At 38.7% G+C, this 15,988-nt stretch carries 17 protein-coding genes; 4 read left to right on the top strand and 13 right to left on the bottom strand.

Translation table 11 applies throughout. The annotated features are described in order from the left end of the window. Positions 1-185 precede the first annotated feature (185 nt). The 10 genes from ACIQXP_RS21100 to recJ form a co-directional block, all read right to left on the bottom strand. Complete coding sequence (locus tag ACIQXP_RS21100) at positions 186-596, bottom strand: BrxA/BrxB family bacilliredoxin (protein ID WP_025145566.1); 411 nt, start codon at positions 594-596, stop codon at positions 186-188. Positions 597-693: 97 nt separating this feature from the next. Next, on the bottom strand, positions 694-1,173 hold the full coding sequence (locus ACIQXP_RS21095) for a CCC motif membrane protein (RefSeq protein ID WP_387507536.1): 480 nt from the start codon (positions 1,171-1,173) through the stop codon (positions 694-696). A 6-nt stretch (positions 1,174-1,179) separates the two neighbouring features. Continuing rightward, the gene (locus ACIQXP_RS21090) at positions 1,180-1,500 is read right to left on the bottom strand and encodes a DUF2752 domain-containing protein (RefSeq protein ID WP_367117530.1); all 321 of its coding nucleotides are present in this window, start codon (positions 1,498-1,500) and stop codon (positions 1,180-1,182) included. Further along, a complete protein-coding gene (locus ACIQXP_RS21085; protein ID WP_293743176.1) occupies positions 1,484-1,912 on the bottom strand; it encodes a YkvA family protein in 429 nt (142 codons plus the stop codon). The genes ACIQXP_RS21090 and ACIQXP_RS21085 overlap by 17 nt, the downstream gene beginning before the upstream one ends. A 78-nt stretch (positions 1,913-1,990) precedes the next feature. Then, positions 1,991-2,401: a hypothetical protein gene (locus ACIQXP_RS21080; protein ID WP_387507532.1), complete on the bottom strand. Its 411-nt coding sequence runs from the start codon at positions 2,399-2,401 to the stop codon at positions 1,991-1,993. Positions 2,402-2,413: 12 nt separating this feature from the next. Continuing rightward, a complete protein-coding gene (locus ACIQXP_RS21075; protein ID WP_367117531.1) occupies positions 2,414-2,704 on the bottom strand; it encodes a PIN domain-containing protein in 291 nt (96 codons plus the stop codon). Between the two features lie 115 nt (positions 2,705-2,819). Further along, complete coding sequence (locus tag ACIQXP_RS21070) at positions 2,820-3,035, bottom strand: hypothetical protein (RefSeq protein ID WP_293743174.1); 216 nt, start codon at positions 3,033-3,035, stop codon at positions 2,820-2,822. A 39-nt stretch (positions 3,036-3,074) separates the two neighbouring features. Beyond that, positions 3,075-4,592: a GH3 auxin-responsive promoter family protein gene (locus ACIQXP_RS21065; RefSeq protein WP_293743173.1), complete on the bottom strand. Its 1,518-nt coding sequence runs from the start codon at positions 4,590-4,592 to the stop codon at positions 3,075-3,077. Between the two features lie 167 nt (positions 4,593-4,759). Beyond that, positions 4,760-5,500: an LPS export ABC transporter ATP-binding protein gene (gene lptB, locus ACIQXP_RS21060; RefSeq protein WP_090502159.1), complete on the bottom strand. Its 741-nt coding sequence runs from the start codon at positions 5,498-5,500 to the stop codon at positions 4,760-4,762. A gap of 47 nt (positions 5,501-5,547) precedes the next feature. Next, on the bottom strand, positions 5,548-7,248 hold the full coding sequence (gene recJ / locus ACIQXP_RS21055; protein WP_387507527.1) for a single-stranded-DNA-specific exonuclease RecJ: 1,701 nt from the start codon (positions 7,246-7,248) through the stop codon (positions 5,548-5,550). 236 nt (positions 7,249-7,484) lie between these two features. Here recJ and ACIQXP_RS21050 point away from each other — a divergent pair, with 236 nt between their 5' ends. Continuing rightward, entirely contained in the window at positions 7,485-8,252 is a 768-nt protein-coding gene (locus ACIQXP_RS21050; protein ID WP_387507525.1) for an MBL fold metallo-hydrolase, read from the top strand. 250 nt (positions 8,253-8,502) lie between these two features. Here the strand turns inward: ACIQXP_RS21050 and ACIQXP_RS21045 are convergent, their stop codons facing one another. Next, positions 8,503-9,087, bottom strand: a complete 585-nt coding sequence (locus tag ACIQXP_RS21045; protein ID WP_387507521.1) for a YceI family protein — start codon at positions 9,085-9,087, stop codon at positions 8,503-8,505. A 505-nt stretch (positions 9,088-9,592) separates the two neighbouring features. After that, the gene (gcvP, locus tag ACIQXP_RS21040) at positions 9,593-12,469 is read right to left on the bottom strand and encodes an aminomethyl-transferring glycine dehydrogenase (protein ID WP_387507518.1); all 2,877 of its coding nucleotides are present in this window, start codon (positions 12,467-12,469) and stop codon (positions 9,593-9,595) included. 461 nt (positions 12,470-12,930) lie between these two features. On the opposite strand from gcvP, the gene ACIQXP_RS21035 reads away from it, so the two are divergent. Genes ACIQXP_RS21035 through ACIQXP_RS21025 form a run of 3 tightly spaced genes read left to right on the top strand, consistent with a single transcriptional unit; the run spans position 12,931 to position 15,183 of the window. Continuing rightward, complete coding sequence (locus ACIQXP_RS21035) at positions 12,931-13,269, top strand: PadR family transcriptional regulator (RefSeq protein ID WP_387507516.1); 339 nt, start codon at positions 12,931-12,933, stop codon at positions 13,267-13,269. After that, positions 13,266-13,856 (top strand): HAAS signaling domain-containing protein, encoded by a 591-nt coding sequence (locus ACIQXP_RS21030; protein WP_387507514.1) that lies wholly within the window; start codon positions 13,266-13,268, stop codon positions 13,854-13,856. The genes ACIQXP_RS21035 and ACIQXP_RS21030 overlap by 4 nt, the downstream gene beginning before the upstream one ends. A gap of 4 nt (positions 13,857-13,860) precedes the next feature. Continuing rightward, complete coding sequence (locus tag ACIQXP_RS21025; RefSeq protein ID WP_387507511.1) at positions 13,861-15,183, top strand: serine hydrolase domain-containing protein; 1,323 nt, start codon at positions 13,861-13,863, stop codon at positions 15,181-15,183. A gap of 49 nt (positions 15,184-15,232) precedes the next feature. Here ACIQXP_RS21025 and ACIQXP_RS21020 read toward each other — a convergent pair whose 3' ends face one another. Then, positions 15,233-15,796 carry a hypothetical protein gene (locus ACIQXP_RS21020; protein WP_387507509.1) on the bottom strand — a complete coding sequence of 188 codons (564 nt, stop codon included), beginning with the start codon at positions 15,794-15,796 and terminating at the stop codon, positions 15,233-15,235. Positions 15,797-15,988: the final 192 nt, after the last annotated feature.

Genomic DNA, 15,988 nt, shown 5'->3' with positions numbered 1-15,988 from the left:
ACCCGCGACACCCTTGTCTCTGGCTAGCACTTCCTACTGCAGAGCGTGTTCGGGACTCTAACCCTATAGTCGATTGCCATGCCCGGCGCACCAAAAAACAAAAAGGCGAATATTTCCATTCACCTTTTCAATATAATTTTAAGAATCACCTATCTGTGTAATCCAATAATTTGTGCAATCATTTATTAGCAATATTGTTCAAAAGCACCGATCAGGTTGTCAGCAATCATTTGTGCTGGTCTGCCCTCAATCTGGTGACGTTCAATCATGTGTACCAATTTACCATCTTTAAACAAAGCCATTGCTGGAGAAGACGGAGGGAAAGGCATCATATAATTTCTAGCCTGATCTACTGCTTCTTTTTCCATACCTGCAAAAACAGTAACCAATTTATCAGGATGTTTTTCGTGTGCTGCTGCTGCGCGGGCTGCCGGACGTGCGTTTGCTGCTGCACAACCACAAACAGAATTTACAACCACCAATACAGTTCCTTCGCCTTTAATCGCCTGATCTACGTCTGCTGCATTTTTTAACTCTTGAAAACCAACGTTGGTTAATTCCTTACGCATTGGCTCTACTAAATATTCTGGATACATTATCTTAGTTTTTTATTTACAATATCAATAGTACAAAAATAAGAAAATCGAATGGCATGCACCATCCGATTTATATTTTTAAGGTAAAATTAATAACCTATTTCATTCCTTTGATAAAATTATCAAACATTTCAGGGTTGGTAATCGCTCCCGCTATAATCAATATAAAGATCACAATAAATAATGCACTTAAAATAGTCGCAATCATTCCGCAGATCTTGCCTGCTTTTGCGTTTTTATATGACGACTCGGTATATAAACCCGGATTAAACTGATATTTCTTCATATCACCAGCACCTAATATCCAGGCAATTACACCAAATATCAACCCAAATATGCCGTAAAAACAACATGCGGGGATAGCTATAATACCCAATACAAGTGCAGCTGTAGCATTTGGCAAATTCTGCTGACCAAAACCTCCGCCTCCAAACTGTCCAAATGGTGGTGGCTGTTGAAAAGGCGGCGGGGTTACCGGCCCGTTCCCCAGGGGCTGAAATGGTGCAGGTTCTGACTGTTGACCTTTAGAAAGATCAATAGGTTTATTTTCTTGAGGGGTTTCCTGTTCTTCTGACATATATGTTTAGATCAATTGGTGAGTGTATATTTTGTAAATGTAATTGATTAAAATAATTACTGCAACCCCTGCAAAAACGATTTTGATCAGCTGCGCCCCAAATTTAAAGTCCAATTTTAAGTGAATCAAAGTAAATAATACCAGAAAAATAAGCGGGATTGTTGCAGGATAAAACTTAAATGATGCGGATAAATCACCTTGAAACAAAGCCAAAACGGAGCGCTGCAGGCCACAGCCCGGACAGTCAATCCCGAAATGAGTTTTAAATGGACAACTAAAAAGATGTTCGCCCAACCATTCTAAAAAGGTTTTATGCGGTCGGGCCATTTAGGTCAATTATTTTTCCTTGGCCATCTTTCCAGGCTTTATATCTTTCCAGATCTTTAAGCACCTGCCTGTATACCAGATTTAGAACGTATATGTCATCAATGAATCCCAGAACAGGCACAAAATCAGGAATTACATCAATTGGGGATAGGAAATAAATCAATCCTCCTAAAATGGCAATGATCGATCTTTTAGGGATTTCGGTATAATCGCCATTTACATAATCTTTAGATACCGCAAAAAGCAGAACCAGTTTAGTCCAAACACCTTCTAAATCTCCCTTATTGGTAACCGCCTTACCTAAAGCATCTTTGATGGTATTGCTAGCTTTGGTTTTATCACTTAAAATCACTGAGGCTTTGCTTTGCGATTTCTTAAAGAAACCTAATATTTTTTCCCTGTTCAACTTCATGGTTTAGCATATTACAAATTAACGGCCAAAAGCATCATAGTTGTGTTCCGCATATCTGGTACACGGCCTGATACTTTTTCATCTAGTTTTATTAAAGCGCTTCAATAACTTTTTGTCAAAAGCGATGGCTATCAGTTTATCATTTAGTACATCCTCCTCGTAAAGCTGTTTCTTTTTTGGATCAAATACAAACCGGGCTAGAATAGGCATTCTATCTGCATAACTTTCGTGGAGGTTAAAATTAAAAGTTTTGGAGTATCCCTGTGATGGGTCGGTTTTAGGATTGGGGCTGCTCTCAAGCATAACACCATAAGAGGTACCACCATTTTTAACAACTCTTTCGTAGAGCCCTTTGGTAAGCTGTTTACAACGAGGAGAGGTTTCTACAATTTTATAGGCAATCTGTGCTTTGTAGCTTTCTTTTACCTGGGCTTTTGATTGGTATATTGATGATCCTACAATAAAAATAAGAAGTAAAATATTTTTCATAATTGAGTAGCGTTATTCTTCGATTACTGATAAAAATTCATCGATTGTTAGCACATTAACTTTAGGAAATTCTATTTGCTTCAAGATTTTAAAGTGATGGTCATTTGTTATAATATAATCAACGTTACTACACACATAAGCATCAACATATTTATTATCATCTAAATCAGATAAAATTAGTTTCCACTCAAAATAGATGTCAACTTTTTCTACATTCTTAAGATTTAGCAACAACTCTGCAACATTACTTGCTATGAGAAAATTTGTTTTTTGTTCTAAAATTTCGACGTATTCTGAAAGAATGTTATTACTGAATGAAAATATCCACTAATTAAAGCATCAAAAATCGGCCTATATTTTGATTTTTTAGGAATTGAGACAAGAAGTACATTGATATCTAGTACAACTTTCATTAATGTTATTTTTTTCTCAAATGTTCATTCTTCCAAGATTCAATTGTACTTTCATCCCAATTGTTATCATCCCAGAGTTTATCCATCTCGTCGGATGCGGATTTAGCAAAGTATTTTGCCAACATCTCTTTAATATCATTTAGTTGAGCATCAGGCAAATTATACTGAAATAATTTCAATAGCTCTAACTGAACATTTGTTAATTTACCTGTAGCTTCCATACTTTTATTATGACCTAAAACAAATATAATCAATATATGCTAAGAAGATTTCATCATCTCCAAAATATCATCTACATACTTACGCTCATTTGCTAATCGGGGAACTTTATGCTGCCCACCTAATTTATCTTTCGCTTTTAACCAGTTGTAAAAAGTATTGGCGGGGGCATTATGTACTTTAGGACGGGCCAGTGCCATATCTTTAAACCGTTTGGCATCGTAATCTGAGTTTACCTCGCGCAGGGTTTGGTCCATCACATCCACAAATTTTTCAAAATCATCGGGCTGCTTATCAAATTCTATGATCCATTCGTGTCCGCCCGCCTTTTCATCCTTAAAGTAAATCGGCCCTGCGGTATAATCTTTTATTTCAGCACGTGTTTGCTGGCAGGCTTTAGTTAAGGCCTGTTCTGCATTGTCAATAATTACTTCTTCGCCAAAGGCATTGATGAAATGTTTGGTACGCCCGGTAATTTTTATCCGGTAAGGGGAAAGGGAGGTAAACTGAATGGTGTCGCCGATCATGTATCGCCATAAACCACCGTTTGTAGAAATAACTATTGCGTAATTTTTATGCAATTCTACCTCTCCTAGCAACAGCGCCCTAGGATTTTCGTCTCCTATATTTTCCATCGGCACAAATTCATAGAAAATCCCATAATCAAGCATCAGCAACATTTCTTCCGAATAATCCTGATCCTGAATGCCGAAAAATCCTTCTGATGCGTTATAAGTTTCCAGATAATACATTTCAGCGGAAGGAATCAACTGTTTAAACTGTTCGCGATAAGGCGCAAAATTTACTGCCCCGTGAATATATAATTCAAGGTTAGGCCAAACTTCCAATAAATTTTGCTTTCCGGTAAGTTCGAGTACTTTTTTAGCCAATACGATGGTCCAGGTTGGTACGCCTGAAATACTGGTTACGTTTTCATTAATGGTGGCTTCTGCCATTCTATCCATCTTGATTTCGTAATTGTCCATCAAAGCGATAGACATGTCGGGTGTGCGGTAATATTCTGCCCAGATAGGAAGGTTTTTGATCAGCACAGCAGATAAATCACCATAAAAACAATCTTCGTTTAACTGGTTAACCTGATGGCTCCCACCCAAAACCAAACCTTTTCCGGTAAACATCTGGTTATCGGGACGGTTATTACAATAGATGGAAAGCATATCCTTTCCCCCTTTAAAGTGGCATTCTTCCAATGACTCCTCAGAGACAGGGATAAACTTACTCCTGTCGCTGGTGGTACCCGATGATTTTGCAAACCATTTAATATCAGACGGCCAAAGGATGTTCTGTTCGCCATTAAGCATACGCTCAATGTAAGGTTTTAGGGTATCGTAGTTCTGGATCGGAACGCGCTGCTGGTATTGTTGCGGCGTTAAAATTGATTTATAATCGTACAGTTTGCCCCATTCCGTATTTTCAGCACTGTCAATCAAACTGTGGAACCACTCTTCCTGAACATCGTGCGGATATTTCATAAAAAGCTCGATCTGGTGAATCCGCTTTTTCATTAACCAGGTAAAAATTGAATTTACAATTGCCATTTTTAAATGCTAAAATTAACGGGCACGAAGCTGCCACAGATTTGCACACCTGCCCCTTGGTTAAATGGGAATACACGGAGATTTTTATACACAGTAAGCTTTATAGTTTTTGGTTTAACATTGCGATTATGCAACATGTTAATTTAAATTTTGTTTGCTGAATCTTATTAAACATCAAATTTCTTACGTTTCAATACAAAATTCGATCCCAAATATACTTTTCTCACCATTTCATTTTCAGCAAGCACTTCAGGAACGCCCTGCTCCAGGATTTTCCCCTCAAAAAGCAAATAAGCCCTATCGGTAATGGACAGTGTTTCCTGCACGTTGTGATCGGTAATTAAGATCCCTATATTTTTATGTTTTAATTTAGCTACAATGCTTTGGATTTCCTCTACCGCAATGGGATCTACCCCGGCAAATGGCTCATCCAATAAAATAAAATTAGGATTAGCGGCCAAAGCGCGTGCAATTTCAGTACGGCGGCGCTCACCTCCTGACAATAGATCGCCACGGTTTTTACGTACTTTGTGTAAGCTAAATTCGTTAATCAGTTCTTCAAGTTTATCGCGTTGCTCTTCCTTTGTCAATTTGCTCATTTCCAAAATGGCCAGGATATTATCTTCTACGGTAAGTTTTCTAAAAACAGATGCTTCCTGGGCTAAATAACCAATTCCTTTTTGCGCCCTGCGGTACATCGGATCTTCAGTAATATCTTCTTCTTCTAAAAAGATACGCCCCTCATTCGGTTTAATTAAACCAACGATCATGTAAAAAGAAGTTGTTTTCCCTGCCCCGTTCGGACCTAAAAGCCCCACAATTTCCCCTTGGCTTACGTTAAAGGAAACGTTGTTTACAACAGTACGCTGTTTATATTTTTTAACCAGATTTTCGGCTTTTAGTATCATACTTATTAGCTAAACCTTACAGGTTTTTAAAACCTGTAAGGTTTCAATTAATTAACTTTTATTCCTTTAATATTTAACTGCAAGCGTTTTTTATCACGCCACACATTTTCTTCTAACGTATAACAAACGGAAAACGGCACCCTGGGTTGTAAAAGATTTTGAAATTCTGCCAATCCAAATGCAATGCCCTCAAAAATAGGCGAATTTTGTTGTTTTATATTAATTTTTAGATGATTTTGGCCAACAGCCATGGCATGCTGTGCAAGATATACATTATGGGTAACAAATATTGGCGCCATATTTTCCGGCCCGAAAGGCCCCATCTGCGATAAAACCCGAAAGAATTTACCGTCGATCTGTGCCAGTTCAATTTCGGCATCAATCCTGATCATGGGTGTCAGCAACTCTTCTGTAATACTCGCCGATACAATTTCTTCAAATTTATCGGCAAAGGCATTTACATTTTGTTCCTGCATGGTTAAACCAGCAGCAAATTTATGTCCGCCATACTGATCTAATAAATGTGCACAACCGCTTAAAGCTTCATACAAATCAAAACCTACTACCGATCGGCACGAGCCAGCTACATGTCCGTTAGACTTGGTAAGGACAATGGTCGGACGGTAATATTTTTCTGTCAGGCGCGAAGCTACTATTCCAATGACGCCCTTGTGCCAGTTTTCGTTAAATACTACCGTGGTTTTTCTATTGATGAGGATTTCACTTTCCCCAATTAAAGCCAAAGCCTCGCGGGTAATGTCTTGATCATAGGTTTTGCGTTCGGTATTTTTAAGGTTGATGAGTTCACTTTGTTCTAGGGAATTGCTATCTACCTGGCAAAGCAGCATGGCAACGGCATGTTTGGCATGATCGATCCTTCCGGCAGCATTAATCCGCGGACCTAATGTAAAAACCACATCGGTAATAGTGTAATTTTCGGTTTTGCCCGAAACCTCCATCAAAGCCCGTAAACCTTCGCAAGGATTAGCGTTCAATTTTTTCAGCCCGTAATAAGCTAAGATTCGGTTCTCGCCTACTACAGGCACAATATCTGCCGCAATACTTACCATCACCAGATCTAAATATTGCAGATAAGTTTCTTTTGGAAGCTGATGTTTTTGTGCATAAGCCTGCGCCAGTTTAAAACCAATTCCACAGCCGGCTAGTTCTTTAAAAGGATATGCGCAGTCAGAACGTTTAGGGTCCAAAACGGCTATGGCCTGTGGAAGTTCATCTCCGGGTAAATGGTGATCGCAGATAATGAAATCGATCCCCAGGCTATTGGCATAATCAATTTTATCGGTCGATTTTATACCGCAGTCTAATGCAATGATAAGGGAGAACCCATTTTCATTGGCATAATCAATTCCGGCAGTTGAAATGCCATAACCTTCCAGATAACGATCTGGAATGTAATATTCTAAATTTTTAGTGAGCTTTGAGAAGAAACTATAAGCGAGTGCAACCGAAGTGGTGCCATCCACATCATAATCTCCATAAATCAATATCTTTTCGTGGCTGGCCAATGCGGTTTCGATACGGGCAATAGCAACATCCATATCCTTCATTAAAAAAGGATCATGAAGATGATTAAGATCTGGTCTGAAGAAACTTTTCGCCTGATCAAAATCACAGATATTCCGCTGCACAAGAATCTGTGCCAATGAACGGTCTATGTTAAGTTGTTCTGCTACTTTTGCTACTGTATCATCATCACAATCTGATGCCAGCACCCATCTTTTTTCCATTTTATACTGTCTCCGAACAGTAAATATACATTTTAATTGGATATGATGGCGCTAAACTTGAGTGCGATGCCTTACAAATCATTTAAATACAAAAAGTTAGATTTCACTTCAAATAGTGAAGATTGTTTAATCATGTCATGCTGAAAAGCCCTATCAAAATTGATTAGACCTGCCCTTATGATAAATACTAATGTTTAGATTGTTACCTTTGTACACACATCTAAAAGATTTATATTTTGCAAGTTCACACCCTATTCGAAGGAACCTATTCTGTTGACGCATCAAAGAAATTTTTGCCTTTCGATTCTGCTATACACAGTTTTAAAGACAGGCCTGCTTCATTATTCATTAATGTTCAGCCTTTTTTAGTTGAACTGAAAAACGACCTCGTACTTTTCGATACAGGTTTAGGTTTTAGTGATGACCATGGCGAACTGATTTTACACAAAAATATCCGCAATGCAGGTTTCGATCCAACTGATGTGACCAAAGTTTTAATGTCGCACTTGCATTACGACCATTCTGGCGGGATGATCCACAAACAAAGCAATGATAAAATAGAACTGAGTTTTCCTGATGCTGAATATGTAATTAACCGGGGCGAATGGGAAACGGCTTTCAGCAGCACTTCGTCATCTTACCATACCGATATTTTCGATTTCGTACAACGTAATGCACAATTGAAATTTGTGGAGGTGGATGGCGCTTTGGATGAAACTATTGCATACGAATTTACCGGTGCCCACTGTCCGAACCACCACGTTTTTCTTTTAACAGAAGGTAATCAAAAAGTATTTTTTGGCGGTGATGTTTTACCTGAACCAGAAGAGCTGGTTAAAAATTTTATCGCCAAATACGATTTCGACGGTCGCAAGGCAATGGAATTACGGAAAGAGTTTGGTAAAAGAGCAGCTGAAGAGCATTGGGAATGTTTATTCTATCATGGCAAAAGTGCAGCAACTGGTTTTGTGGATGTTATTGAAGGTGGATTTCGGATAAGATAGGTCTATTCGTTTTTACCGCAAAGCACGCAAAGAAGGAAGCGCTAAGCGCGCAGAGTTAACTTTTTACCACAAAGGGCCATGGAGAAAGACACAAAGTAAACAGAGTTAGGTGCATATTTAGTATTATTAATAAACTCTGCGCTTCTCTGTGCAAAACTCAGCGTCCTCTGTGGTTAACCTTAGCGTGATTTGCGGTTAACAAAAAAAGCCCCGGCAATCGCCGAGGCTTTCCTTTTTCCGAGACCGGAAATTATTTTTTAGCTACCAATTTAACAGACAATTCGAAGTTATCGTCAATTGCTTTGTCGCCAATGCTATCGAAGAATGATTTTGAACCGTATTTGATATCGTATTTAGTTCTGTCTACAATGATTTTACCAGCTAAAGCTGAAGCTGTTCCGTCTGCATTAACAGATACAGTTGCAGGGAAATTTAATGGTTTAGTGATACCTTTGATGGTTAAATTACCGGTTACGGTTACGTTAGCACCTGAACCTGCAACTTTAGTAATAACGAAAGTTGAAGTTGGGAATTTAGTTGTACCAAAGAAATCATCTGCTTTTAAGTGACCTTCTAATTTAGCACTGCCATCAGCATCTTTAATTGAAGTCATATCGATCACAAAAGTACCACCAGTTACGCTTTTACCGTTAACGGCTAATGTACCTGACTGTAAAGCCACTGTTCCGTTGTGAGAACCGGTTACTTTTTTACCAATCCAGGTAATGGTTGATTTTGCTACATCTACAGTATAAGTTACTGGTTTAATAGTTGTAAAAGCTGATAAAGAAACAACTGCAACTAATAAAAAAATTGAAGAGATTTTTAATTTCATTTTCTGGTTTTTTAAAATTTGATACAAATATAGATGAACAACCCATCTCTTGTTGTTGACCTATGTTAAGTTTTTTCAGTAATAATCGTATTATTTAAATCATGCTATTGACCCCGGTTATCTTTAAGGGTTTAATCGATCAAGAAAAAGTGGAAATGGACGATCCAGGCCACCACTATTCACTCTAAACCTGACAGCAGCGAAAATCCTTTTTTTTGGCACTTACCGTGAAAGATTGCTTCGTCGTTCCTTCTCGCAATGACGACAAAGAAGAGCAAACACCACAAAAAGATTGAAGTGAATGGCAGAGCTGCAGCCGCCGATGGAAAACCGACATTCATTTCCCAAAAAAAATCTGCAAGCTTTATGAAAAAAATTCATAGAACTTGCAGATGATTTATCTCAATAGAGCGCTTCGTTGCCCCTCCTCGCAATTAAGATCGGGAGTAAGTAAGGTGATGGAAAGGAAAACCTTTAACCCTCTACCTTCCCGCCTTCTACCTCACTAAGGAACTATTTCTTCCAAATAACTCTCCACCGGAGGACATGCGCAGATCAATGATCTATCACCATGGCTATCGTTAACCCGACCAACCGATGGCCAGAACTTGCGTTCTAACACATAAGGAAGCGGGAACGCAGCAACTTGACGGCTATAAGCATGCTCCCAATTGTCAGCAGTAATTACTGAAACAGTGTGAGGTGCATTTTTTAGCGGGTTATCCGTTTTATCGAAAGTTAAATTCTCTACCTGATCTATTTCATTTTTAATCGCGATCAATGCATCACAAAAACGGTCTAACTCATGTTTAGGTTCCGATTCTGTAGGCTCAACCATTAAAGTACCCGCAACCGGAAACGAAACCGTTGGTGCGTGGAACCCATAATCCATTAAACGTTTTGCAATGTCAGTTACTTCAATTCCAAAAGCTTTGAAAGCACGGCAATCTAGAATCATCTCATGTGCGCAACGGCCCTGAGCGCCTGAATAAAGCACCGGATAGTGCTGCTCTAAACGTGCTTTCATGTAGTTCGCATTTAAAATGGCATATTTGGTAGCATTCGTTAAACCTTCAGCACCCATCATCGCAATATAGGCGTGAGAAATGATCAGGATAGAAGCCGAACCCCATGGCGCAGACGAAACTGCAGAAATAGATTTTCCTTTGTCGATATCAACCACAGCATGACCTGGAAGATAAGGAACCAGGTGTTTAGCCACACCGATTGGGCCCATACCAGGACCACCACCACCGTGAGGGATACAGAACGTTTTGTGCAGGTTTAAGTGACAAACATCGGCACCAATATTGGCCGGACTTGTTAAACCCACCTGCGCATTCATATTAGCACCATCCATATAAACCTGTCCGCCGTTAGCGTGAATGGTTTCGCAGATTTCGATTATGCTTTCTTCAAACACGCCATGAGTAGATGGATAAGTTACCATTAAACATGATAAGTTGTCTTTATGTAATTCTGCCTTAGCTTTTAAATCTTCAACATCGATGTTACCATTTTCTAAAGATTTAACCACCACAATTTTCATATCGGCCATTGCAGCGGAAGCAGGGTTTGTTCCATGTGCCGAAGCCGGGATTAACGCCACATTACGGTGAAAATCGCCCCTATCGTGGTGGTAAGCGCGGATAACCATTAAACCAGCATACTCACCCTGGGCACCCGCATTTGGCTGTAAGCTCATAGCCGCGAAACCGGTAATTTCACTTAACCACTTATCCAGTTCGTTAAAAACAGAATAATAACCCAATACCTGATCGGCCGGGGCAAATGGATGAATGCGACCGAAGTGAGACCAGGTAACCGGAATCATCTCTGCCGTAGCATTTAATTTCATGGTACAGCTACCCAAAGCGATCATCGAGTGGCAAAGCGATAAATCTTTTGCTTCTAACGATTTGATATAACGCAACATTTCATGTTCAGAGTGGTGCGAGTTAAAAATCGGGTGTGTTAAATAAGCAGAAGTACGTTGCAGAGGGGCTGGAATAACCGTTTCTACATTCTCAACAACCTCTACCTGATCTCCAGCAATGCCTTTTGCTCTTGCAAAGATTTTAGCAATTAAAGTAATGTCTTGAAAAGTAGTGGTTTCATCAACCGAAATGGTCACCGTATTACCCACATAATTTAAGTTGATTTCGTTATCTAAACAATAAGCATGGATACCACCTTTTAAATCGCCCAAATCGAAACGGATGGTATCGAAATAAGCTGAATTTAGTTGCTCATAACCTAAATTTTTAAGGGTTGATGCCAAACTGATGGCTAAACCGTGTGTGCGCTCGGCAATGGCTTTTAATCCTTTCGGACCATGGTAAGCGGCATAGAAACCGGCCATGATAGCCAATAATGCCTGTGCGGTACAAATGTTTGAAGTAGCTTTATCTCTACGGATGTGCTGCTCGCGCGTTTGCAAGGCCATACGTAAGGCATAATCGCCATGGCTATCGATGGTTACACCGATAATACGACCAGGGATATTACGCTTGTATTCTTCTTTAGTTGCAAAAAATGCAGCGTGCGGTCCACCAAAACCCATTGGTATACCTAAACGCTGTGTTGTACCCACTACTACGTCAGCACCCCACTCGCCCGGAGGCGTTAATAAGGTTAAGCTTAAGATATCGGCAACTACGGTTAATTTAATATTTCGACCGTGTAAAGCTGATGCGAAAGCTTCATAATTGAAAACTTCGCCATTTCCTGCCGGATACTGAACAATTGCACCGAAAAATTCTTCGGAAGCAGTGAAATCTAGATGGCTGCCGATTACCAGCTCGATACCATAAGGATTGGCACGTGTTTTTAAAATATCGATGGTTTGAGGGAAAAGTAATTCAGAAACGAAAAACTTTTTCGCTGCCTGGTTTTTGCGCAAGCTGTATTGCATAAACATGGCTTCAGCTGCAGCTGTACCTTCATCCAGTAAAGATGCATTCGCAATTTCCATCCCGGTTAAATCGATAACCATGGTTTGGAAATTTAATAAGGCCTGCAAACGACCCTGTGCAATTTCTGCCTGATATGGCGTGTATTGTGTATACCATCCCGGGTTTTCGAATACGTTACGTAAAATTACACCTGGAGTAATGGTATCGTAATAACCCTGACCGATAAAGCTTTTGAAAACTTTATTCAACAATGAAGTTTGTTTTAAAGCACCAAGATATTCAGTTTCTGATTTCGCTGCCGGCAAATTTAGAGGCTGTTTTAACCTGATTGCCGTGGGAACAGTCTGTTCAATCAGCTCGTCGATAGAATTTACGCCAACAGTTTGCAACATTTCGGCTGTATCAGCCTCATTAGGAGCAATATGACGATTTTGAAAATCTTCCTTGTAGTGGATATTTAAGCTCATGCGGTATGAATAATAAATTTGCGTGCAAAGGTAGCAAAAATGAAGCTGTATTTCACTATCAATCAGTGTAAAAAAGGCGTCTTATTTACACCTAAAAGCGACAAAACAGATAGGATTTATAAGTAAAAAACCAGACGAAATGCATATTCAGTTTTAAGCTGTTTTTTTGATTATTTGGAAAGCGATGGCTGTGCTAAATTTATTTTGTTCCCGCCATCCGCTACAATCTTTTTGCTGCTTTTTCTTGCTGAAGTAAAGCATCTGAAGCAAAAAGGATTTCCACTACTGTTGGGTTTACAAATAAAAGGAACTGCAAAAAAAAGCCAACATGCTGGGCTAAAATTTCAAACTAACTATAGAAAACAAAAATTAAAATACTCATTTTCAACTATTTAATAAAAAAACCAAATGTAATTCATATATACATTGTTATACTATGTACTTTGTTATACCTTTACATTATGAACGAAGATTTTATTCATAAATGGATATCTCAGGTTAAAAAGGGAACCCTATCCTTTATTGTGCTCAATGTTTTAAAGGGCGGAAAGGCTTATTACGGCTATGATCTGATCAATGAGATAAAAAAGATTACGGAAATTGAAATTGCCGAAGGAACCCTATATCCGCTTATGAACCGACTTAAAGATGAAAAACTGATCATCTCGGAATGGGTTGAGCAAGAATCGGGCATCCCCAGAAAATATTACAGCATTACACCAGAAGGAAAAAACACAGTAACCAAAATGGCAGAATATTGGCATAACCTGAACAACGCTGTTTTAAAAATTACGATATGAAATTAAAAGAAATAGAATTTAACGATCAATCGGCAGAGCGGATTTATAAAGATTATCTGTATAGAATAAGAAAAGAGGTTAAAGGCCTTAATCAGCAAAACCAGGATGAAATATTGATGGAGCTGAATAGCCATATTTACGAAAACCTACAGGAACATTCCACCGGAAATGAAGTAGAAAAACTACTTAATATCCTTGAAAAATTAGGAAGACCCGAGGAAATACTCAAACCGTTGGTGGCTGACAAAAAATTGGCAGAAGCCACTAAAACATTTAATCCCATACATGTTTTTAAAGCTTTATTGCTCAATTTAACCAATGGCATATCGTACATCATATTTTTTATCCTGTACCTGTTTCTGTCTGGTTTTGTGTTTTTAATCGGTGCTAAAATATGGAACCCATCACAGGTAGGCTTTTTCTATAAACCAGGTAAGGTTTTTATAATTGGGCTTTCAAAAGGTTTGGTAAACCCTGTCGATGAGCTTCTAGGCAACTGGTTTATTCCAGCAATGGTTGTCTCCGCCGTTGCGCTTTACCTTATTATCACTCTACTCCTTAAATTAAAAAGAACCATTAACAAATAATATCATGATCAAAAAATTACCACTCTTTATATTTCTGATAATCCTAACCCATTTCAGCTTTTCACAATCATTTGATAAAGCCAAACTGGATGCTTATTTCGACACGCTTGGCAAATACAACAAGTTTATGGGAAGTGTAGCCATTGCTCAAAACGGCCATTTGATTTATAACCGCACGATGGGTTTTGCAAACATTGAAGAAAAGCAAAAAGCTAACGAGAACACAAAATATAGAATCGGATCTATTTCTAAAACCTTTACCGCGACGCTGATTTTTAAAGCCATTGACGAAAAGAAGCTCAGCCTTGATCAAACTATTCAGAAGTTTTTCCCAGACATAAAAAATCTCGATAAAATCACCATTGCGCACTTACTTTATCACCGGAGCGGTATACATGATTTTACAGATGATCAGGAGGAATTTTTGAAATGGCATACACAAGCCAAAACCGAAAAAGAAATGCTTGCCATGATCAGCAAGGGTGGTATTGATTTTGAGCCGGACACTCAATCTGATTACTGCAATTCGAACTATTTACTGCTATCTTATATTCTTGAAAAAACGTTTAAAATGCCTTATGCCCAAATATTGGACAAGTACATCGTTAAACCCCTCGCCCTGACCAACACTTTTTTAGGCAAAAAGATCAATTCTAAAAATAACGAAGCCAGCTCGTACCGTTTTGAAGGGGATTGGAAATTAGCAGATGAAACTGATATTTCGATTCCACTCGGTGCCGGAGGGATTGTTTCAACCCCGATTGATCTGGTAAAATTCAGCACAGCATTATTTGAAGGAAAAGTGATTTCTCAAAATAGTTTAGTTCAGATGAAAACCGTTAACGGCAAATACGGCATGGGTATTTTGGCTATTCCGTTTTACGATAAGGCAGGTTTTGGTCATTCGGGCAGTATAGATGGTTTCAGCGCTACATTTTCATATTTCAGCGATGGAAATATAGCCTATTCTTTAACCAGTAATGGTACGAACTTCAACAATAATTCCATTTCACTGGCCGTGTTAAGTGCTGTTTTTAATAAGGATTATCAAATTCCCGATTTTAAACCAGTTAAGCAAAGCACTACAGAATTAAATAAATATTTAGGCACCTGGGCATCAACGGCAATCCCGATAAAAATCACCATTACGAAAGACAATACAACTTTAATCGCGCAGGCCGCAGGCCAACCTGCAATAAGATTAAGCTCCAAAGGTAACCATGAGTTTATATTCGAAGATGCAGGCATCATCCTATCTTTCAACCCTACAGAAAACCAAATGATCCTGAAACAGGGTGGCAAAGAATTTAAGTTCACAAAAGAATAGATAGATTACCCCATCAATAGGCAGGTTAGTTTAATGCGGACTAATCTGCTTATTTCTGCACTTTCCATCCTTCATCTTTACTTAACTTTAATTTATAGGTTTTGGTAATGAAGTTGCTGTTTTTGTTTGCATCCTTATCAAAAGGTTCGAAATCAGTAGTGGTCATTTTAAGTGATACTGTCACCTTTGCTGTGCTGGAGTTTACCTGCGCAAAATCAACCGGTTTCTCGTCAGATAAAACATATTCTACCACTTTTACCGTTGCCCTGTCGCGATCCTGTTTCAACACCAGTGGACTCGCTTTATCGGTTAAGGTAATCTGGTAAACAAAACTGCTGTCTTTAGAAAGAAATTTCTTTTTGGCTTCTTTTAAGCTTAAGGTAACCAACCCTTTGCTGGCCAAAGATTTATATTTCCCCAGTTCGAACATATCGTTCGTACTGTTAAATTTCATCTCACCAAATTTAAACCTGGTGGTTTTATATTCCGGATTGGCTTTTAAGTAATTGGTAATGACTTCAGCTGCCTCATCCTGGTTAATGGTGGTTTTGGTTTTACACCCAGCCATGCCGATAATGATAAGGGATAAGATATAAATGGTTGTTTTTTTCATATGTAAATGCTATATGCTTTTTAAAGGTATTTATTTTTTTGCAATACAACTAATATAAACTATAGAGCAAACCAAGTGCTCACAGAGAGAAGAGTGCTCATTAAGCAATCTATATATACATAAACATTCAAAGTTTGTTTTTTGTTACTATCCTGGCCTTAGCTTTGTGTCCTCTGTGCCTAACTCCATGTT

Origin of the sequence: Pedobacter suwonensis (assembly GCF_044762335.1) — a bacterium.
Lineage (GTDB): Bacteria > Bacteroidota > Bacteroidia > Sphingobacteriales > Sphingobacteriaceae > Pedobacter.
Note: the sequence above shows the minus strand (reverse complement) of the source record. Positions and strands in the feature narration are given on the sequence as shown.